19 protein-coding genes are annotated in these 19,617 nt (G+C 41.4%); 10 read left to right on the forward strand and 9 right to left on the reverse strand.

Going from position 1 to position 19,617, the window contains the following annotated elements; all coding sequences use genetic code 11:
- Window positions 1-8: 8 nt before the first annotated feature.
- Window positions 9-329: a hypothetical protein gene (locus IPZ59_RS05175; RefSeq protein ID WP_236138817.1), complete on the reverse strand. Its 321-nt coding sequence runs from the start codon at window positions 327-329 to the stop codon at window positions 9-11.
- A gap of 43 nt (window positions 330-372) precedes the next feature.
- Window positions 373-1,509: an amidohydrolase gene (locus IPZ59_RS05180; protein ID WP_236138818.1), complete on the reverse strand. Its 1,137-nt coding sequence runs from the start codon at window positions 1,507-1,509 to the stop codon at window positions 373-375.
- A gap of 103 nt (window positions 1,510-1,612) precedes the next feature.
- Here IPZ59_RS05180 and IPZ59_RS05185 point away from each other — a divergent pair, with 103 nt between their 5' ends.
- The 6 genes from IPZ59_RS05185 to IPZ59_RS05210 all read left to right on the forward strand — a co-directional run bounded on the left by IPZ59_RS05185 (window position 1,613) and on the right by IPZ59_RS05210 (window position 8,314).
- Window positions 1,613-1,789, forward strand: coding sequence for a hypothetical protein (locus IPZ59_RS05185; RefSeq protein WP_189582195.1), 177 nt, complete (start codon window positions 1,613-1,615; stop codon window positions 1,787-1,789).
- Window positions 1,790-1,800: 11 nt separating this feature from the next.
- The gene (locus IPZ59_RS05190; protein WP_236138819.1) at window positions 1,801-2,277 is read left to right on the forward strand and encodes a nucleotidyltransferase substrate binding protein; all 477 of its coding nucleotides are present in this window, start codon (window positions 1,801-1,803) and stop codon (window positions 2,275-2,277) included.
- A 35-nt stretch (window positions 2,278-2,312) separates the two neighbouring features.
- Window positions 2,313-2,630 carry a nucleotidyltransferase domain-containing protein gene (locus IPZ59_RS05195; protein ID WP_236138820.1) on the forward strand — a complete coding sequence of 106 codons (318 nt, stop codon included), beginning with the start codon at window positions 2,313-2,315 and terminating at the stop codon, window positions 2,628-2,630.
- Window positions 2,631-2,735: 105 nt separating this feature from the next.
- Window positions 2,736-4,928: a TonB-dependent receptor gene (locus IPZ59_RS05200; RefSeq protein ID WP_236138821.1), complete on the forward strand. Its 2,193-nt coding sequence runs from the start codon at window positions 2,736-2,738 to the stop codon at window positions 4,926-4,928.
- A 72-nt stretch (window positions 4,929-5,000) separates the two neighbouring features.
- Entirely contained in the window at window positions 5,001-7,187 is a 2,187-nt protein-coding gene (locus tag IPZ59_RS05205; RefSeq protein ID WP_236138822.1) for a TonB-dependent receptor, read from the forward strand.
- Entirely contained in the window at window positions 7,184-8,314 is a 1,131-nt protein-coding gene (locus tag IPZ59_RS05210; RefSeq protein ID WP_236138823.1) for a carboxypeptidase-like regulatory domain-containing protein, read from the forward strand. Before IPZ59_RS05205 ends, IPZ59_RS05210 begins: the two co-directional genes overlap by 4 nt.
- Before the next feature lie 36 nt (window positions 8,315-8,350).
- Here IPZ59_RS05210 and IPZ59_RS05215 read toward each other — a convergent pair whose 3' ends face one another.
- Together IPZ59_RS05215 and IPZ59_RS05220 are read right to left on the reverse strand one after the other, a co-directional pair.
- Complete coding sequence (locus IPZ59_RS05215; protein ID WP_236138824.1) at window positions 8,351-10,684, reverse strand: M1 family metallopeptidase; 2,334 nt, start codon at window positions 10,682-10,684, stop codon at window positions 8,351-8,353.
- Between the two features lie 93 nt (window positions 10,685-10,777).
- Window positions 10,778-11,359, reverse strand: coding sequence for a HupE/UreJ family protein (locus tag IPZ59_RS05220; protein ID WP_236138825.1), 582 nt, complete (start codon window positions 11,357-11,359; stop codon window positions 10,778-10,780).
- A gap of 78 nt (window positions 11,360-11,437) precedes the next feature.
- Here IPZ59_RS05220 and IPZ59_RS05225 point away from each other — a divergent pair, with 78 nt between their 5' ends.
- Window positions 11,438-11,926: a DUF6702 family protein gene (locus tag IPZ59_RS05225; protein ID WP_236138826.1), complete on the forward strand. Its 489-nt coding sequence runs from the start codon at window positions 11,438-11,440 to the stop codon at window positions 11,924-11,926.
- 834 nt (window positions 11,927-12,760) lie between these two features.
- Here IPZ59_RS05225 and IPZ59_RS05230 read toward each other — a convergent pair.
- Complete coding sequence (locus IPZ59_RS05230; protein ID WP_236138827.1) at window positions 12,761-13,273, reverse strand: 3-hydroxyanthranilate 3,4-dioxygenase; 513 nt, start codon at window positions 13,271-13,273, stop codon at window positions 12,761-12,763.
- Between the two features lie 103 nt (window positions 13,274-13,376).
- Here IPZ59_RS05230 and IPZ59_RS05235 point away from each other — a divergent pair, with 103 nt between their 5' ends.
- Both IPZ59_RS05235 and IPZ59_RS05240 read left to right on the forward strand, forming a co-directional pair.
- Window positions 13,377-14,366, forward strand: coding sequence for a dipeptidase (locus IPZ59_RS05235; RefSeq protein ID WP_236138828.1), 990 nt, complete (start codon window positions 13,377-13,379; stop codon window positions 14,364-14,366).
- 10 nt (window positions 14,367-14,376) lie between these two features.
- The gene (locus IPZ59_RS05240; RefSeq protein ID WP_236138829.1) at window positions 14,377-14,988 is read left to right on the forward strand and encodes a thiamine pyrophosphokinase; all 612 of its coding nucleotides are present in this window, start codon (window positions 14,377-14,379) and stop codon (window positions 14,986-14,988) included.
- An 82-nt stretch (window positions 14,989-15,070) separates the two neighbouring features.
- On the opposite strand, the gene prmC is transcribed toward IPZ59_RS05240, so the two are convergent.
- Genes prmC through IPZ59_RS05255 form a run of 3 tightly spaced genes read right to left on the reverse strand, consistent with a single transcriptional unit; the run spans window position 15,071 to window position 16,559 of the window.
- Window positions 15,071-15,916, reverse strand: a complete 846-nt coding sequence (gene prmC / locus IPZ59_RS05245; protein ID WP_236138830.1) for a peptide chain release factor N(5)-glutamine methyltransferase — start codon at window positions 15,914-15,916, stop codon at window positions 15,071-15,073.
- Entirely contained in the window at window positions 15,913-16,275 is a 363-nt protein-coding gene (locus IPZ59_RS05250) for a magnesium citrate secondary transporter (RefSeq protein ID WP_236138831.1), read from the reverse strand. The genes prmC and IPZ59_RS05250 overlap by 4 nt, the downstream gene beginning before the upstream one ends.
- The gene (locus IPZ59_RS05255) at window positions 16,275-16,559 is read right to left on the reverse strand and encodes a hypothetical protein (protein ID WP_236138832.1); all 285 of its coding nucleotides are present in this window, start codon (window positions 16,557-16,559) and stop codon (window positions 16,275-16,277) included. Before IPZ59_RS05255 ends, IPZ59_RS05250 begins: the two co-directional genes overlap by 1 nt.
- Window positions 16,560-16,634: 75 nt before the next feature.
- On the opposite strand from IPZ59_RS05255, the gene IPZ59_RS05260 reads away from it, so the two are divergent.
- A complete protein-coding gene (locus tag IPZ59_RS05260; RefSeq protein WP_236139773.1) occupies window positions 16,635-17,828 on the forward strand; it encodes an RsmB/NOP family class I SAM-dependent RNA methyltransferase in 1,194 nt (397 codons plus the stop codon).
- On the opposite strand, the gene IPZ59_RS05265 is transcribed toward IPZ59_RS05260, so the two are convergent.
- Window positions 17,820-19,595 (reverse strand): sodium:solute symporter family protein, encoded by a 1,776-nt coding sequence (locus tag IPZ59_RS05265; RefSeq protein WP_236138833.1) that lies wholly within the window; start codon window positions 19,593-19,595, stop codon window positions 17,820-17,822. The two genes, IPZ59_RS05260 and IPZ59_RS05265, sit on opposite strands and share 9 nt — an antisense overlap.
- Window positions 19,596-19,617 lie beyond the last annotated feature (22 nt).

The raw sequence follows: 19,617 nt of genomic DNA on the forward strand, positions 1-19,617 counted from the left end.
TTAAAAAATCAAGCAAACTTCGGGGGGTGCCAAAAATGATGAATCCTATCGGTGATAGTAAAAGATGGGATGATTGGGTGGTTTTCTATTAAGAATGCGCTTGTGGCAATGGTCCAACTTGGGTGAATAGATAGGGGAGCAAATGTTGAGCAATGCTTACAATTAGAAAAAGGCGGACAGCAGTTTCCATCCGGGTGATCGTGGGAATCATGCTCATGGTGAGTCAATTCAATACTTGTCTCCTCATGTTCACAATGGTCCATCCCATGGGGAGGAAAAGCCATGATGGTAATCAGGTATAGTAAAAAGAGTTGACTAAGTATTTTCACACGAGAAAGTTAAGAAAAGTCTGGTAAAAAATTACCCAAAGTTTTATTCATGAATCAAATCAATGATTTTTTTAAACATGGAAATTCCTGTTTCGATGATTTCATCGGGAAAATCAAAGGTTGGTTCGTGGAGTTGGGGCTGTTGAAGTCCCGAACCCAATCCAAATAACAAGGTTTTGGTATGGGAGGAGAACAGGCCAAAGTCTTCAGACCAGCGGAAAGGTTGCTTGGCTTCGAGGATATCCAAGGCTAATTCATGGGCAGCTTTTATTCCGATAGCTGTAGCCTCGGGATCATTATGCGTTGCAGCAAAACTTTCGGTCAGCGTAATTTCTAAGCCGAGACCGGATTGAGCGGCGAGTTCTTCCGCTAATCTTCGAGCTTGTTCTACCAAGAGATCCCTTACTTCATTTGTAAATCCCCGCAGAGTAGCCATGACTACAGCTTCTCCGGGTGTGGTACCAAAAGCCACCTCGCCCAATTTGGCATGAATGACCGTGACCAGGCTAAAATCTTCTATGGATGCTGGCAACTTTTCTAATCCCAAGACTAGTTCTGCCATCGCTTTTGCAGGTGATTTGCCAGCTTCCGGATGTGCGGAATGGGAATTCCACCCTTTCAAATGAATACTGATTCCTACAGAGGCAGCTGCAAAAGCCCCCTCTTTTAATACAATTTGATGCAATTCGTAGCCTGGGAGGTTGTGCAATGCAAACGCATAATCTGGATAGACTTCGGCAAACCGGGGGTCAGCAATGACAGCTTCTGCACCTTCTCCTGTTTCTTCAGCAGGTTGAAATAAAAGTACCACCCGGCCTTTGCTGGGTTTGTTTGCTGACAAATGCATCCCAAGTCCTGTAATTATTGCCATATGTCCATCATGACCACAAACATGGGATGTGCCTGAAATTTTACTGCTGTGGGAAATGTTTGGATTATTTTCTTGGATTGGCAAGCCATCCAATTCACAACGAAAAAGGCTGGTCGGACCAAGTTGAGGCCCTTCAAACACATACGCTAAACCTGTTTTTCCCAAGGCAGTGTAATACCGGTCTATCTCTAATTCTTGAAATAACTCGTGGATTTTTTGAGCAGTTTTGGATTCATTGCCGGAGATTTCTGGGTATTGATGCAGGTATCTACGGAGCTGAATGAGCGATTGTATCGTTGGGGTGTTCATGATTTGCTTGGGATAAAATTAAAATCTTCTGGCTCAAGGGTATTGAAAGTTGCGAGAACTTTTTAAATTCGAATGTCCTTGATAGGTTAAAATAGCAATAAAAATGACAGAAGAACAAAAAATCAGCCTAGAACAAGAAATTGAGCAATTGAAAGCAAGTCTTACAGGTGACATGTTTGCAGATATGGATATCCGAGACAAAATCCACAACTTGGAGATGGTAGTCAAAGGCATCAAACCTATGGATAGCTCTATTGATTGTATTGGGTGTGGGAGTTAAACTAGATCAGTATGAGTTCACAGGATATCCGTTGGCAGCAGCGATTTGAAAATTACCTTAAAGCTTTGGGCAAGCTTGAGATGAGTATTGAGTATATCAAGAATGCTGCTAATTCAAAAAATGTTCATACTCCAAGTAAGTTGGCGACTGATCAGTCGGATATTTTGGATGACTTAATTAAACAAGGGTTAATCCAAAGTTTTGAATTTACCCATGAACTTGGGTGGAATGTAATCAAAGATTATGCTGCATACCAAGGAAATCCAGAGATTAGAGGATCGAGGGATGCCATTCGGGTTGGTTTTAATATGAACCTTATTGAAAACCCTGAGGTATGGATGGAAATGATTATAAGCAGAAATAAGACTTCTCATACATACGACGCAAATACAGCTGAGGAAATTTTCACTAGAATAATAAGAGATTTTTTTCCAGCATTCATATCCCTTAGGGAAAAAATGAGACAAATGATAGAAAAGAATCATTGATTCTACTACTTAGATAATTTATACACCTAGCCATTATGGATTTTGGTTTATCACCAAATACTATCAAGCAAATTAAATCTATTCTGAAACAGTTTCCAGAAGTAGAAGAAGCTATTATGTACGGAAGTAGGGCTAAAGGCAATTACCGTCCCAATTCTGATATCGATTTAACATTGATTGGGGAGAAGCTTGACTTTTCATTGTTGTTGAAAATAGAAGTTGCGTTAGATGACTTGTTGCTACCCTATAAAATCGATCTTTCTTTATTCAGCAAGCTAAATAGTGAAGCATTAATTGACCATATTCAAAGAGTCGGGATAAAATTTTACGAGAAATTGGAGGTACAAACATGAATAACCTAACAATTTTTTTCCTTAAGGAAGTTGCCTATACTGCGTACTAAAAACCCCCCACCCAATTTTTTCGTGAATTACCAATACACCATTAATTTCTAGATTATGAGGCGATTGGTTTTTCTTATGTTCATTCCCTTTTTTCTCCCATTGCTCACACTAGGGCAAGAAGAGGAATTTTCAAGGGGTACCGATGAGATAGCATTTGATAAAGTCTATTTGCATACGGACAGGCCGCATTACTTTTTAAAAGATACCATTTGGATCAAAGCATACGCTTGGTCTGCTGTAGCTGCTGAAGGCTTAAGGCCTTCGAGGAGTCAGACCTTGTACTTGGCATTGAAAAATCAACAGACCGGTGAGTCCGTATTTCAATCGCCAATTTTATTGGATGCAGGGATGGGTTCTGCTCAAACCGCATTGGGGGACATCCCTGTTGGGGATTATGTATTGCTCGCCCAAAGCAAGGACATGAGTGACTGGGATCCCGACTATACATTCCAACGTCCCATCCGGGTGTCAGAAGTGGGGGCTGTACGTCTGGTCCAGCCAAGCACTGCTTCCAAAGAGACTGCCCCTCTAGCTTATCAAAATGGGATACGAGTAGGCCTGAATCCATCCGAGGGAAATTATCAGCTGATCATCGAGCGGAGCAAGGATCAGGCCGATAGCGTGTTTCAGTTGATTGGCTTGCAGCACGGAAAACTCGCTTATGAGCGAATATTGGCATTGCAGCAGGGGAGAAACGTATACATGTTGGATTCAAAAGCTTTTTTGCCCGGTTTGGCAGATTTTGCTTTCGTCAACAGTCAAGGGGATATCGTCGCGGAAAGACCAATTTATTTTCATCCCCAATCTATTCCCACGCTCAAGATAACCACAGACCGACAAAATTACCGACCACGGGAGCGTGTGGAGGTATTGTTGCAGGTGTTGGATGAATTTGGGGAGGGTCTGGAAGCTGATTTTTCAGTTTCAGTAGTGGATTCCAAACAAGTAAGTTGGCCGCCGGATATAAGTAACATTGTCACAGAAATGAAATTGGGTGCTGTCTTGGGGAAGGGTTTTGAGCTAAGTCCACAGCACTTGAAACATGCTAATGCAATAAAGGAACTCAATGATCTGATAGCCCACGAAAAAAGCCGTACTGCACTTTCAAATTTCACTAGCTTATCAGAAAAACAACCAAAACAAAGTTATGGTATCAAAATCAAAGGAAGAGCTACAGATAAAGAAGGGGAATCGTTAGCTCCTGGGGTTGAACTGGAGCTTTTAGTATTTCCCGAAAAAGGTATTCCCATGATGGCATCAGTCGAAATTGGAGAAAAGGGTACTTTTGAGCTGGATAATCTGTATTTTCAAGGCACTGCTTCCATTGTGGCAAGAAGAATAGAGAACAAAAGGAAGCGTACCTTTTCAGAAGTTTTGGAGGGGCATCAACTGCAATTTGAACAGCCGGATTTACCACAGCCTACACTACAAACCCGATTTGAGGATATCCACGAAGGATTCGATTTGGATGATATTCGCCGTTATTCGGTTATCCGAAATAGCAGATTGAGTGAACGTATAATTGATTTGGATCCCGTTACAGTAACATTACCGGCTTGGACACTTGGTCGGCCGAAAGATACTAATGAATTTACCGTTTGGGCAAATTACGTACTGGAAACTCCAGAAAAAGGATTTGATCATTTTAATATCCTTCAATATTTGAGGGGTAGAGTTCCTGGAATCATTATCTCGGACAGTCCTCCAGGAATTTTTTTGAGGTCGAGTCATCTTCAAACTGCCAGCTTCGCTCAGCTGAATAGCATTGATGGAGGAGGGAATTCAGCAGGTGGTGCTGTTATCTTATTGGATGGAATTCTTGTTGATGCAGGTTTGATTGCTACAATTCCCATGTCGCTTGTAAAACGGGTTGAAATTTTTAGTTCCGTTGCCTCTACTAGTGCGATTCTGGGTCCAAGAGGAAGTATGGGAGCTATCAATGTAGTATCTAGACTAGTTAACCCTCACCAAGCCATGTTTGATAGAAATAATGTTGCCTTGGCAAAAGGGTATAATGAATCCATTAATTTTCCACAAAGAGAGCCGGGTGACCGGCAAATAGACATGTTCAAAACGAATTTGGATGCCACAGTTTATTGGAATCCTTATTTGAGTACAAACTCCAAGGGGAAAGGTGAGTTCGAGTTTGTTTTAAATGATCTGACATCTGAGCTTACAATTATCGTGGAAGGGATGAGCAAATCAGGCCGCCCAGTAATGGGTGTACAAAGAATAATTGTAGAATAAAGCTAGATTTTAGGGGCTAGATATCCTCTTAATTTCTTCGGCAAACAAATATTTATTCCTAATTTTAAGATTATGAGACAATTGGTAATGCTTTTTTTTATTTCATTCCTTTTTCCATGGAGGGTAATAGGACAAGAAATTACGGAAGCATCAGGAACATCAGCGATTGCTTTTGATAAAGTTTATCTTCATACCGACAGGCCCCACTACTTTTTAAAAGATACTATTTGGATTAAGGCTTATGCTTGGTCGGCGGTTGCTGGTGAAGGATTGCGACCTTCAACTAGTCAAACATTGTACCTAGCGCTTAAGAATCAACAGACTGGCGAGTCCTTAGTTCAAACGGCTGTATTATTGGATGAGGGTATGGGTTCTGCCCAGATAGCCTTGGCGGACGTTCCGGTGGGGGATTATGTTTTGCTGGCGCAAAGTGAGTCCATGCGTGCATGGGAATCGGACTATACGTTTCAACGTCCCATTCGAGTATCAGAAGTGGGAGCTGTCAGCCTAGTCCGGGGATCCACTGCCTCCAAACAGACTATTCCCTTACCTTATCAAAATGGTTTGAGGATCGGTCTGACTTCTTCTGAGGGAAATTATCAGCTAATCATTGATCGGACCAAAGAACAAGCGGAAAGCGTCTTTCAGTTGATAGGCTTGCAGCATGGGAAACCTATGTACGAGCAAATTTTATCCTTACAGGAGGGAAAAAACGTCCATAGCTTGGACTCAGAAATGTTCTTACCCGGATTAGCAGATTTTGCATTAGTCAATGAACAGGGAGACATTGTTGCGGAAAGACCAGTTTATTTTCATCCCCAAGCGATTCCAACCTTGAAGATTTCCACAGATAGGGAAAACTATCGTCCACGTGAACGTGTGCAGGTATTGTTACACATACTAGATGAATTCGGTGAAGGATTGGAGGCTGATTTTTCAGTTACTGTGGTGGATTCCAAACAAGTGAGTTGGCCAGATGATATGAGCACAATCGTTACAGAGATGGAGCTTGGATCAACCCTCAATGTACCGTACATTTTTTCTCCACACGTATTTGAAAAAGATCTAGATAATGCTACCAAAGAAATAAATAATCTAATTGCTTCTAGTCAAAGTTTGACAGCCTTGTCGAGGTATACAGCTCAAGAAGGGGGAACATTTGTAGAATATTCCGGTATCAAGCTCAGCGGTGTAGTCAAAGAAAAAGATGGGAAATTTTTTGAAAAAGGGACAAATTTGGATTTTCTTATTTTTCCCAATCAGGGCAGTCCTATTATGGCCTCATCAATGGTAGGTGATGACGGAAGGTTTTTGGTAGAGGATGTCATGTTTCAAGGAAATGCAGCGGTGCTAACTAGTCGGTCAGGAAAAGAGGGTAAGAAGAATTTTTCTGAATTTTTAGAAGCAACGCAGGTCACTTTCGAACCTATATCTTTACCTGCTCCCAACTTACTTACTCACTACAAAGCGGTGAAAGAGGTGAATAGTTTGGATGATATCCGTCGGTATTCGGTTATTCGGAATTCCCGGATGGAGGAGCGCGTGATTGATTTGGATACGCTGACCATTGAAAGACAATCTATGACCTTTGGGTTTACAGATCGCACATCACTTTATCTAAATCAACCCGATATTCGGTTAGAAATACCTGAGAAAGGATTTGAAAATCTTAATTTCTTCCAATATATCAGAGGAAGAGTTCCTGGATTGAACATGGTCGGAGATGTGAATGATATAGGGAACCCTCCGCTCTTATTTTTTAGAAACTCACAGTTTACCAATAGAAACCCAGGAAATAATCCGGGGGCCCTTTTTTTAATTGATGGAGTTGTGGCGAATAGATTTATGGTTGCTCCCTTAATGATGAGAGATATTGAGCAAGTAGATATTTTAAATTCTGTCGCCAGTCAAACAGCGGTGGGCATTCAAACAAAAGGTGCAGGGGTGATCAATATTTTGACCAGGAGAGCTAGTCCAATGAATAGCTTCAGCAAAGAAAATGTGGCACTTGCCAGGGGTTATCAAGAATCAGTCAGATTCCCAATCAATCAAGAAGGGAGCCTTGAAAAAGATATTTTCAAGGCCAATTGGAATGCAACAGTTTTTTGGAATCCCTATTTAGAAACGGATTTCGAAGGGATAGGAAACTTCGAATTTGTATTAAATGATTTACAGTCTGAATTGAAGATCATCGTTGAAGGAATGAGTAAAACGGGTCAACCAATTTTTGGGAGTTATACTATTCAAGTAAAGGAATGAAACGACTGATCATTTTTCTTTTTTGGATTACATTGGGCTATTCGGCAACTTGTGCACAAGGTTTGGTAAGAGGACTTGTTTTGGACCATGATACGCAAGAACCATTACCATTTGCTACTGTCTTTTTATCCAATACCACCTTTGGACAAGTTACCGACAAGGATGGGAAATTCAGTATTGCCTCTGTGCCTGCTGGCGAATACGAGATCATTGTAAGTTTCATGGGTTATCAAACCTTCCAGCAATTGATTGAGATAAAAAATGACATACCCTTGCAGCTCGAACTTCGTGTAAAACCCACGGTGGTGGATCTGCAGGAAAAGCTAGTTGAGGAGAAAAGAGACAAATCCTGGTACAAGAATTTGAAGATTTTTGAACAGTATTTTTTGGGCACGAGTATGAATGCAAAAAAGAGTGTGATTCTTAATCCCAACGTACTGATTATGGATGATCAGCAAAAACCAGGCTACCTGTTGGTCTCTGCAAAAGAACCGATCATGATTGAAAATCCAAACCTCGGATATCAGATTAGCTTTGTACTAAAATCCTTTGAGTGCAATCCAAAAGAGGAGCGTTGGAGCTACTACGGCTATCCTTATTTTGAAGAATTGGAAGTTCCCGTCCGGAGAAAGAGCCGTATTTCCAAAAATCGAGACAGGGCATACTATGGCAGTTTGACTCATTTTTTGCAAGCGGTCTACCAGGATAGCCTTGAGAAGGAAGGCTTCGAAGTGTACTTGGTCAATCGGATAAAAGGAGAAGATCAGCTCTATCAAGAAGTGGTGTCAGATGTACAAGTAAATCCCATGGATATGGTACTCCGAGATGAAGAAGGAAACACATTCTTCCATTACAGAAAACCCATTTTTGTGCGATACAATCATGAAACAGAAGAGATCGCTTTCAGTATGCGCTACAATCAGGATAGGGCTCCCATACAAACCAGCAAGTTTATCTTGTTGGTGCACAGGATTCGATTGGAGTCGGATGGAAGATATTTCCCTGCTTCTGGAATTTATACGGAAGGATACATGGCTTGGGAGCGGGTTGCTGATTTAATGCCATACGGCTATACAGCATCCATGCAACGGGAGAACAATAGCACAGAAAAAGGCCTTGGAAATTGAGTACCAAGGCCTTTTTTATTCACAAAATTTCAGCAATTATCTTCTATTACGTGCGCGTTTCATGGGGTTGTCTCCGGAGGACACACCTCTTGCACCACCTGCACCTTTGAACATTTCAAATCTGCTTGGTACAAATTGTCTTGGCCAATAATTGTTACTTTCATCGATATCGGCAGTTTCACGCAAAGGATCTAACACGATATGGCTGACTTCTTTTTTCTTTGCAAAAACCTTAGTTACCTGCGTTTCATTCAATCTCCAGATTTGTGCAGGAATGTGCTCAATTTCTGAAGTACCATCGGTGTAGTTGAATTGAATAATCAATGGCATCACCAAGCCTCCTTCATTTCGGAATGTCATCTCATAGAAGTTCATCCCAGAATTGAGCAATTCTTTTTCTTTCGTGCTGAGGCGATCCATAAAGTCTTTGTATGCTTTCTCATCATCTGGTGTTACTGTGAACGGGTTATAACTGTTATAGAAATCCCGCGTAGCAGGGTCTCTTTCTAACACTGTTTGCGGAATATCTTTCATATTTCGCTCCACACCCACATGATACGCCTCACGTTCGGCATCTTTTTGCTGGTCCGCTTTCTTTTGAGCAGGTGTGCGGTTATCCAATTTAAACCAACGAACTTGGTCAATGGAAATATCGACAGCTTCTGTTCCAAAGAACCAACCTCTCCAAAACCAATCCAAGTCAATACCAGAGGCGTCTTCCATGGTTCGGAAGAAATCATCTGGAGTAGGGTGCTTAAACATCCAACGCTGTGAGTACTCTTTGAAAGCAAAGTCAAATAACTCTCTGCCCATAACAGTTTCTCGTAGAATATTCAACGCAGTAGCAGGTTTTGCATAAGCATTGGGTCCAAATTGGATGATGTTTTCAGAGTTGGTCATGATAGGTTCCAACAATCTTTTTTCCGAAGCCATGTAAGGGGCAATTTTGTGTGCTGGTCCTCTTCGGGAAGGATAGTTTCTGTCCCACTCCTGCTCTGCTAAATATTGCAAAAAGGTATTTAAACCCTCATCCATCCAAGACCACTGTCTTTCGTCAGAGTTGACAATCATCGGGAAATAATTGTGCCCTACTTCGTGAATAATAACTGATATCATCCCATACTTTACCGCATCTGAGTAGGTGCCATCTTCGTCCGGTCTTCCATAGTTGAAGCAAATCATCGGGTACTCCATACCATTGGACCCTTCTACAGAGATGGCCACTGGATAGGGATAATCAAAGGTACGAGCAGAGTAAGATTGGAGTGTATGTGCGACTACACGAGTAGAATATTGCTCCCATAATGGATTGCCTTCTTTACCATAGTAAGACATGGCCATTACGTCTTTTCCGCCTTGTTTCACAGCCATGGCATCCCAGATGAATTTTCTAGAGGAAGTCCAAGCAAAATCACGGACATTTTCAGCGTGGAAAACCCATGTTTTTTTGTCTTTTGCTTTTTGCTTTTCCAAACGTTCTGCCTCCGCTTGGGTACGGATGACGACGGGTTTGTCGTAGGTTTTTTGTGCCTGATTCCAACGCTGCATTTCTGTGGAGGACAAAACCTCTGATGCATTTTGGAGAACACCCGTGGCACCTACCATGTGGTCCGCAGGAACGGTGATTTTTACTTTATAATCTCCAAAAACCAAGGCAAATTCTCCTCTGCCAACAAATTCCTTATGCTGCCAACCTTCAAAATCGGAGTAAACAGCCATTCTTGGGAACCATTCTGCCATGGTGTAGAGGTAGTTACCATCTTTAGGGAAAAACTCGTAACCTGGACGTCCACCGATGAAGCTCATTCTATCATGGATATTAAAACTCCAATCCATGGTAAATTCTGTAGTTTCACCTGGCTTTAGAGGCTCCGGTAAATCCACACGCATCATCGTTTTGACAATGGTAACTGGGATATCTTGACCTGCAAGGTTTTTGACGTTGCTGATTTTAAGCCCTAAATCCATATCATGCCACAGAATGCTTTCCAATTGACGCAAGTTCATGCGTGGATTGATGCGGCTTTCAGCAATTTTAGGGGTATTGGAATCTTTGTCCCGCTCATTTTGGTCCAACTGAATCCAGAGGTATTTCAATTCGTCGGGTGAATTGTTGATGTAGGTGATTTTTTGCCAGCCTTTGATGGATTGATTATCGTCATTGAGTTCAACCTCAATCTCATGATTAGCCTGTTGCTGCCAGTACATATGCCCCGGAGCACCGGATGCGGTGCGGTAGACATTGGGAGAGCGAAGAACAGTCCCTAACTGTTCGAATCGTTCTGCATGGTTTTGTTCAGTTCTTTGGGCTTGAGAAGGCATTGCAAAAATAGCCGATGCCATAGCCGCTAGAAGTAAATGTTTCTTCATATAGGTTAGTGATTGCTTCGTTGATGGAAACAGCAAGATACTACATGAATTTTAATTCATGTAGAATTTTACAGTAAAGGCGGATTTTTTTGATTACCAGAATTTTGTTTCCAGAATCATCATGATGGCCATCCCCAACACAACGGAAGAAATTACCAAAGTCCAATCCTTGCGATTAATACCAATCACTCCCACCAAAATCATGGAGCTCAATAAAAAAAGCCCAACTATGACTAATTGGCCCACTTCCAAACCAAGGTTAAATGCCAATAGCGGTTGGAAAATGGAGGCTTCTTTTCCTAGCAAAGAGCGTAAATAATTACTAAATCCTAATCCATGAATTAAGCCAAAAATCAGCGCAAAGAAGTAATTCAATTGTACACCTCTGCCATTGCTGGGCTTGGGTTTGAATATGTTGCTGAGAGCTGTAATTGCGATGGTTACTGGGATCAAAAATTCGATCAGATCAGCATTTACCTTTAGTACATTCAAAGTAGCCAAAGCTAAGGTAATGGAGTGACCAACGGTAAATGCAGTCACTAAAATGATGATTTTTTTCCAATCTCTTCCAAGGTAAATTGCACAGAGAGCGATTACAAATAGGATATGGTCAAAGCCATCCAAGTCCAAAATATGTTGGATTCCTAATTGAAAATATAACTGAAATTGATTCATTTGCTGAAATGTAGGGTTTCTAAGTCGAAGCTTCCGATTATTAATTAACTTGCAAAGAAAATAAATAAAGCCATTCCAATGCCACTAAATTTGATTTTCGTTCTCTTTATTTCCTTCAAGATTGCATTGCATCCCTTCTATATCAGCTTGACTGAAATACGGTACAATGAACAAACTAAGTCCTTGGAAATCGCTCAAAAGATTTTTTGGGATGATTTGGAAGTAGCTCTTGGCGAATTGAATCAAACGAAGATTAACTTCTTGAAGCCTGAAAATCAGGAGCATTTGGACCAAATGATCGAGGCTTATTTGCTGAAGCATAATCAAATCATTGTCAACAATCAAAAAGTAAAGTTGGCGTATTTGGGTTATGAAGTGGAGGAAGATGCGGCTTGGTTTTACCTAGAGGCTCCACGGATCAATTCCCCAAAAAGAGTAGAAATTCAATCCGATATTTTGATCGAGCAATTTCCTGGACAGCAGAATATCATCAACTTCTTTGTTGGCAACAAACCAAAAAGCTTGATTTTGCAAAAAGGGAAAGAACGGGGGACACTTAGTTTCTAAATCCAACTTCGGAAGTGTTCACGCAAAGGGGAAGCTAAGCCGCAGTGTTTGAGTTTGTCATAAAATCTAAATTTGAAAAGTCCACGAATGGCACGAATGACACGAAAGAATATTCGCTAGACTTTTGGGATTTAAATTGAATTTATTCGTTTAATCAAGTTTTTAAATTTTTGCGCATGGCTTACGATTACACGAATCCCTAAAATCTAAAATCTACCCTCTAAAATTTAAAATTGAAAAGGTCCACAGATTTCTCAGAATAGCACAGATGGATTTTTTCACGCAACGATCGCCAAGACTTATCGCAACGCTCGCAACATAGGAATTTACGCCTAAACCAAATCTAAAATCTACCTTCTTAAATTTTAAATAAAAAAGGTCCACGAATGACACAAAAGGACATTTGCTAGACTTTTAAGATTTCAATGGAATTTATGCGTTTGAACAGATTTTTAAATTTTTGCGCAGAGCTTACGATTACACGAATCCCTAAAATCTAAACTCTACCCTCTAAAATCTAAAATTGAAAAGTCCACGAATGACACGAAAGTATATGTTCCTGGGATTTTGGGTTGACGTTCCATAGAAGCGGGTTCAAACCTGCGGAAATGAATTGTGCCCTTCTCATATTTCACGGATTAAAACCGGGGTAATTGATGGAGTTAACTAGTTGAATCGTAATTTCTCTCCTTAGGCACAAATTTTTCAATACTGATTTTTCTGCGCTTTCCGTGTATTCTGCGAACTGTCTTGGTTCTTGATTCTTGGCTCTTGTTTCCAGCTAGCTTCTCGTCTCTCGCTCCTGCTTGCAGCAGGCAAGTCTAAACTCTCCTCTCATCTCTTCATCACCGTCCCGCATTTTCCACACCTCGTATTTGCTGGATTGGACCAGAAGCGCTCCATGATGGGGGGAAGTTGAGATACGATATCCGTGATTTCCTGGTATTCTTCGTAGAGTTTATTTCCGCAGTTTTCACAATGCCAAATAAAACCATCTTTTTCACCGGGTTTTCGGTAGCGCTCCATGACCAACCCGATGGTATTCGCTGGACGGCGTGGAGAATGAGGAGTTCGTGCAGGTAACAAAAACATCTCTCCTGCCTTGATTTCAATATCACGGACCTGTTCGTCTTCCACGATTTTGAGGGTAATATTCCCTTCCACTTGGTAAAAAAACTCTTCCCCTTCATTGTAATGGAAGTCTTTCCTTGAATTGGGGCCTCCTACGACCATCACAATGAAATCATCGTTGCCTTTATACATGACCTGATTCCCAATAGGTGGCTTCAATAAATGGCGGTTGTCTTCAATCCATTGATGAAAGTTGATAGGTTTAGCGATTGGCATAGTGAATTCGTTTTTCCGTTAAACAAAGAAAAGCCCCGAATTTGTTTAAACCAATTTTTTATCTGTGTAAAATGACGGAACTTTGAAGTCAAATAATCACCCTATGAACCATCCCATTATTGACTTGCATTGTGATATGTTGTCCTACTTGGCCAATGTGCCGCATGCAAACCCGGCCAACTCCTCGGATATTGCCTGTGCCATTCCTTTATTGAAGGAAGGAAATGTTCGGATGCAAGTATGTGCTATCTATACCGATGTTCGAAAAGGCAGCATGGATTTGGGAATCAAACAGGCTTTCAAATACCGAGAGATGCAGATGTTCTTTGCCAAAGACTTGCAGCGGGCTGATGTGGATTTTATTCAAAACTTTACCAGTCAAGAAAAAATTGGGACAGTAGTTGCCATTGAAAATGCCGCAGGCTTGGCAGATGAGTTTGTACCACTTTCTAAGGCCTTTGAGACCTTGGACTATATCTTGAAGTTAACAGGAAGAATAGCCTATATTAGTTTGACACACCATACAGAAAATCGCTTTGGTGGAGGAAATTATACAGAGGGGGTTGGCTTGAAAGAAGATGGAAAGCGATTACTCGATTATATTGCGGGCAAAACAATTGCGATCGATTTATCCCATACATCTGACTTATTAGCAGAGGGAATTTTAACCTACATCGATGCGCAAGGATTAGACATTCCTGTGATTGCTTCTCATTCCAACATTCGATCAATATGGAATCATAAACGGAATTTAACAGATGAATTCATAAAGGAAATTATCCACAGAAAAGGCTTGATTGGGATTAACTTTTTGAGAGCCTTCTTGGATACTGACAATCCTGATAGAGTTTATGAACATTTGGTTTATGGTTTTCAAAATGGTGCAGAGGAGCAAATGGCTTTTGGTGCAGATTTTTTCTACACCAAGGATTGGCCGTATCAGATGCGATTACCTTTTTATTTCCCGAATGTGGAGAACGCAAGTAAATATCCAGCTATTTTGGAGCGACTGAAAGCTGACTTATCCACAGAACAGTTGGAGAAACTTGCTTATGGGAATGCTCAGCGATTTTTTAGTAATTTGTGGAAATAATTGATACGCTATGTCCTCTCATCATTTTGTCAAAGAACAACAAGAGCCTGCTTTGCTCATCCTTTCCACGGAAGGTCTGAGCTTTGAACAAGTAGCTCCTTTGTTGGAATGGGTACCTACGGTATTGGTTGCCCAATCAGAAGTTGACCAAGTCATTTCCTGGGGGATAAAAATTGATTTAATTCTTGCAGAGATGAGTTATCAACAAGCCAATTTCCACTTGTTGGAAGAGCAATATCCAGTAAAATTTGTTGGAGTCAGTCAGCAGGATTTTCTTCAGGAAGGTCTACAATATCTGATAGCAACCAAACACGGGGCTGTGAATATCATTGGTTATCCACATTCGGAGGTGGAGTATTTACTACCATTCATGGAGTTTTTGGATATCGTGATTTGGGATGCACCCTTGCGTTATTTCCCTATCAAATCTGGCCAATTCAAAAAATGGTTTTCAGAAGGTACTCAAATACAATTACATGCACCCGAAGGAACATTTATTGAAGTGAAAAGTCCCGACTCGAACGAATTAATTTCTATCAAGCATGCCACCATAATGGAATTACCTGAAGGCAGTACAGCATTTAAATCTAATGGCTTGTTTTGGGTTGGTGAGTTTGTTTGAAACACTGTTTTTTCTTCGATTGAGGGGTGTGGATAAGTTAATTTTAACAGGATGCAAATTGGGCTAACATAACGTATTGTTTTTATTCATTTCTGTTGGATGTGGCCGATATCATTCTATCTTTACCATTCAAATCTTGATGGATTTGTACCTGTTGATAACCTATAGTAGCAAGTAAGTTCGCTGTTTCTTTTCCTAATCCTTCATTGATCTCAAGGTAAAGTTTTCCTCCAGTTTTTAAGGAAATTTTTGCTTTGATGGCAATCTCTCGGTAAAAAATGAGTGGGTCTTCATCGTATACGAATAGAGCTAAATGAGGTTCATGTTCCAAGACATTGGGCTGCATCAACTCTTTTTCTGAGTACTTGACATACGGTGGATTGCTGACGATGATATCTAAATTATCCACAGGGATTGCATCCTTTAAAATATCAGTTTGATAGAAATCTATGTTTGCTCGAAGGTCTTTTGCATTTTCCTTAGCTACCTCAAGTGCTTCTTCTGAAATATCCAAAGCAGCTACTCTTGCTTCCGGAATTTCCAAGGCTAAAGAAATGGGAATACAACCTGAACCGGTTCCTATGTCTAATATGCTTGGATTTGGAATGGTATTCTCTTTGATAATCAAATGAACGAGTTCCTCTGTTTCATTGCGAGGGATTAACACAGCAGGGCTGACACGAAACTCTCGCCCGTAAAAGGGTGCTTTTCCCAAAATGTACTGAATAGGTTCTTGTCTCATCAGTGCTTCTAGTGCTTGTTTCATCCCAAGAGGAATTTCCCCTATTTTCTTATTTTGGAGCAGGTCTATACGCCTGATACCCAAAAAATGCTCCATCAACCACAGGCTTAATTCTCCTGCTTCATGGGATGAATAAATAGTGGACAATTGATTTGTGTACCGTTGATAAAGTTCACGAATACTCATGTGTTGGCTGCTTTGTTGATGAAATGATAAAATGCAAGCGTTCCAATACCATAACACAACACATCCAAAAGGTCAGCCGTGTAGGTGTTGGAAAACCGAGGTAAAAACCACTCAAAGATAAATGCTATGTAAGCAAAGCCTACAAAAGTTTGCATGGGTGTCAATACAAAAGCATCTTTTTGTGGATGAATCCACCGATACACCTGAAGAGTTATGCCTAAGATAACTGGCATGGCTAGCAAATCATCCAAGTAGGCATGTACATAGGGGATAAATACACCTAAGACCCGTTCGATGAGTTGATTGCCAACGAATAGCAAGACTGGTATCCAGAAAAATGGATTTTTAACTACTGTCATTATCCTGGCAATACTGCCACCAACCACGCTAAAAAGGTGATGATGGCCATGTATATGGTATAAAAGAAATTTCCGACTTTTTTAAGGATGACTACAGCTTCACTGTCAGACTCTTTGATATGAAAAATCCATTGTTCCTGATTGGCTTTGGTATCTGCTTCTCTTCTTTCATGGTATTCCAAATCTCTACCTCCCAAAGGTTTTCCACAATGTTCGCAGGCATCGTTCATATTGACGGTCCACGAAGACCATTCTCCGCAATGCGGGCATTTTTTCTGTCCCATAGTCAAAAATACGGAAGATTTAACAAATGGATGACATTATTCCAACAAGCATGTACATTTACCTATCTTTGTACCATGAAATTATTCCCAAATCTATTGAGGGCGGTGGTAGCTGCCTTAGACGAAATTTACTATCAACAGCGATATGCAGATAAAGTAATCGAGCGTGTATTAAAATCCAATCCAAAGTGGGGGGCGAGAGACCGTGGTTTTATTGCGGAGACCGTCTATGAAATGGTGCGTTGGAAGCGTTTGATAGAAACCTTATCCCCATCCAAGGACTTGAATCATATGTTTGGGACCTATTGGTTGCTCCAAGGAAACCAATTACCTGATTGGGAAGAGTTTGAGGGAATTAATCCGTCTAAAATTAAGGAAGCATTTGCCAGCATAGAATCTAGAGCTGTGAAGCAATCCATTCCGGATTGGTTGGATGAGTTGGGAGCTTCTTTGTTGGGAGATAAATGGGACGAGGAAATAGATACCCTCAATCAGCAGGCAGAGGTTGTTTTACGGGTAAATACCTTGAAAATTACGCGAGAGCAACTGATGAAGCGTTTGCGCGAAGAAGGTATAGAAACCTATGCGCCTAAGGGTTATAAAGATGCTTTGGTATTGGCCAAGCGACAAAATATTTTTAAAAATCCCGCCTTCAAAGAAGGGTTGTTTGAAGTTCAGGATGCGTCCTCTCAACTCGTTGCCACGGCATTGGAAGTAGAACCGGGAATGCGGGTCATCGATGCCTGTGCTGGAGCAGGAGGGAAATCCCTTCATCTAGCCGCATTAATGGAAAATAAAGGGCGTATCCTTTCCATGGATATTCATGGATGGAAGCTGCAAAACACCAAACTGAGGGCAAGAAGGAATGGCATTTCCATCATTGAGCCACGGGTAATCGAAGGAAGCAAAACCATTAAGCGCTTAAAGGCATCTGCGGATCGCGTACTTTTGGATGTGCCTTGCACTGGTTTGGGAGTCTTGAAGCGAAACCCTGATACTAAGTGGAAGTTAAGCCCCGAGTCTGTGGCCGATGTTCAAGTGGTGCAACAGGATATTCTTCAAAGTTATGCGGATATGCTCAAGCCAGGAGGCCTGATGGTTTATGCTACTTGCAGTATCCTGCCTCTCGAAAATCAAGTGCAAGTGGAAAAATTCTTGGCATCGGAAAAGGGCAAGGACTTCGAATTGGTAGTAGACCAAAAAGTCCTTGCGCAAGAATCTGGTTTTGATGGATTTTATATCGCCAAGTTGCGAAGAAAATTAGCGTAGGTTCTTCCAACTTTTGATGACAATAAAGCCTCCTGTCATTGCTACCATTGTAGCCAAAGTTGCGTAAGTGGTCATCCCATAAATCCAAAAGCCTACTCCAAATAACGCAGCATAGACCATGATGGAGCCTACGAGCATCAAGCCAATCTCGGTTGGCAACCTGCCCGCCCCTTGTTCTTCTTGAGGATATTTATTCAATAACGTTTTCCAGCCAAATGCAGCGGGCTTCACTTTTCTATAAAAGGCAAGTAGAATGGTATCATCTTCTGGTTTGGTGAGTAGTGTAACGGATACCCATACCACCGTCGTAATGCCGACTCCGAATAGAATCTTTAAATACTCTTGGTCGGCTGGAATATCTATCCAGCCGACTTTGGGGTTGACAAATTCGAAAAACAGGGCGATGGCAAAAGAAATCACCATGGCTGAAATTTCTGTATAGGCATTGATTCTCCACCAAAACCAACGAAGAATAAAAATCAAGCCGGTACCTGCCCCAATTTGAAGAAGTACCTGAAATGCTTGCAACGCATTGGAAAGAGCCAATGCAAAAATTGCTGCCATTACCATCAATAAAACAGTAGATATCCTCCCTACCAATACCAATTCTTTGTCTGTGGCTTCGGGCTTCCAAAAACGTAGGTAGAAGTCATTCACAATGTAAGAGGAACCCCAGTTGAGATGTGTGGATAAGGTAGACATCACTGCAGCAATCAGAGATGCCAAGACTACACCAATCAAGCCAGTAGGTAAGAATGTCAACATGGCTGAGTACGCCAAATCATCGCCTAACTTATCATCGGCTATTGCAGGAAAAGCAGCTTTCAAATCTGAAATTTGTGGAAAAATAATTAAAGAAGCCAAGGCTATGATGATCCAAGGCCAAGGTCTCAAGGCATAATGGGCAATGTTGAAAAAGAGGGTTGCTCCAATGGCATTTTTTTCATCCTTAGCGGAAAGCATTCGTTGCGCAATGTACCCACCACCTCCGGGTTCTGCACCGGGATACCAAGTAGCCCACCATTGGATGGCTAAAGGCATGATAAGCAGCGGAATAACCAGGTTCATATCACTGAAATCCGGTAAAATATTCAGTTTGTCCGAAACGTTGGGATGGCTGAGTAATGCATCGAGGCTTCCGATCTCAGGCAAGTCGATGATGTAGTAGGCAGCTCCAATGGCACCTGCCATGGCAATGAAAAATTGGAAAAAATCAGTCAGCAATACTCCTTTGAGTCCTCCTAAAGAGCTGTAAATGACAGTTACTATAGAAGCAAGTAATAAGGTTTCCCAAGCTTCCAGTCCCAGCATGACGCCACCGATTTTTATTGCTGCCAAAGATACAGTAGCCATAATGGCAACATTGAAGAAAACTCCCAGGTAGATGGCCCGGAAGGCTCTCAAAAATGCCGCAGCTTTACCGCCATAGCGCATTTCGTAAAATTCCAAGTCGGTCGTCACTTCTGATCGTCTCCACAATTTTGCATAAACGAAGACCGTCAGCATTCCCGTTAACAAAAATGCCCACCAAACCCAGTTGCCGGAAACGCCATTTTTGCGCACAATGTCGGTTACCAAGTTGGGAGTGTCAGCAGAAAATGTAGTAGCCACCATGGATACACCCAAGAGCCACCAAGGCATATTTCGTCCAGATAGAAAAAACTCTTTGGCAGACTTTCCCGCTTGTTTGGAGGTGAAGACCCCAATCAGCATGGATATCACAAAAAAGACGCCGATAATCGTCCAATCAATCAATGAAATGTTCATAAGTGCTGTTGGTATGATATCA

Source organism: Mongoliitalea daihaiensis (assembly GCF_021596945.1).
In the GTDB taxonomy this organism is placed as follows: domain Bacteria; phylum Bacteroidota; class Bacteroidia; order Cytophagales; family Cyclobacteriaceae; genus Mongoliitalea; species Mongoliitalea daihaiensis.

Bases quoted from the DNA above. Each gene is read 5' to 3' on its own strand.
- IPZ59_RS05190 (WP_236138819.1), top strand. From the start codon at position 1,801: ATGAGTTCACAGGATATCCGTTGGCAGCAGCGATTTGAAAATTACCTT.
- IPZ59_RS05250 (WP_236138831.1), bottom strand. From the start codon at position 16,275: ATGACAGTAGTTAAAAATCCATTTTTCTGGATACCAGTCTTGCTATTC.
- IPZ59_RS05255 (WP_236138832.1), bottom strand. From the start codon at position 16,559: ATGGGACAGAAAAAATGCCCGCATTGCGGAGAATGGTCTTCGTGGACC.
- IPZ59_RS05185 (WP_189582195.1), top strand. From the start codon at position 1,613: ATGACAGAAGAACAAAAAATCAGCCTAGAACAAGAAATTGAGCAATTG.
- IPZ59_RS05195 (WP_236138820.1), top strand. From the start codon at position 2,313: ATGGATTTTGGTTTATCACCAAATACTATCAAGCAAATTAAATCTATT.
- IPZ59_RS05220 (WP_236138825.1), bottom strand. From the start codon at position 11,359: ATGAATCAATTTCAGTTATATTTTCAATTAGGAATCCAACATATTTTG.
- IPZ59_RS05225 (WP_236138826.1), top strand. From the start codon at position 11,438: ATGCCACTAAATTTGATTTTCGTTCTCTTTATTTCCTTCAAGATTGCA.
- IPZ59_RS05205 (WP_236138822.1), top strand. From the start codon at position 5,001: ATGAGACAATTGGTAATGCTTTTTTTTATTTCATTCCTTTTTCCATGG.
- prmC (WP_236138830.1), bottom strand. From the start codon at position 15,916: ATGAGTATTCGTGAACTTTATCAACGGTACACAAATCAATTGTCCACT.
- IPZ59_RS05210 (WP_236138823.1), top strand. From the start codon at position 7,184: ATGAAACGACTGATCATTTTTCTTTTTTGGATTACATTGGGCTATTCG.
- IPZ59_RS05240 (WP_236138829.1), top strand. From the start codon at position 14,377: ATGTCCTCTCATCATTTTGTCAAAGAACAACAAGAGCCTGCTTTGCTC.
- IPZ59_RS05230 (WP_236138827.1), bottom strand. From the start codon at position 13,273: ATGCCAATCGCTAAACCTATCAACTTTCATCAATGGATTGAAGACAAC.
- IPZ59_RS05260 (WP_236139773.1), top strand. From the start codon at position 16,635: ATGAAATTATTCCCAAATCTATTGAGGGCGGTGGTAGCTGCCTTAGAC.
- IPZ59_RS05215 (WP_236138824.1), bottom strand. From the start codon at position 10,684: ATGAAGAAACATTTACTTCTAGCGGCTATGGCATCGGCTATTTTTGCA.
- IPZ59_RS05180 (WP_236138818.1), bottom strand. From the start codon at position 1,509: ATGAACACCCCAACGATACAATCGCTCATTCAGCTCCGTAGATACCTG.
- IPZ59_RS05265 (WP_236138833.1), bottom strand. From the start codon at position 19,595: ATGAACATTTCATTGATTGATTGGACGATTATCGGCGTCTTTTTTGTG.
- IPZ59_RS05200 (WP_236138821.1), top strand. From the start codon at position 2,736: ATGAGGCGATTGGTTTTTCTTATGTTCATTCCCTTTTTTCTCCCATTG.
- IPZ59_RS05235 (WP_236138828.1), top strand. From the start codon at position 13,377: ATGAACCATCCCATTATTGACTTGCATTGTGATATGTTGTCCTACTTG.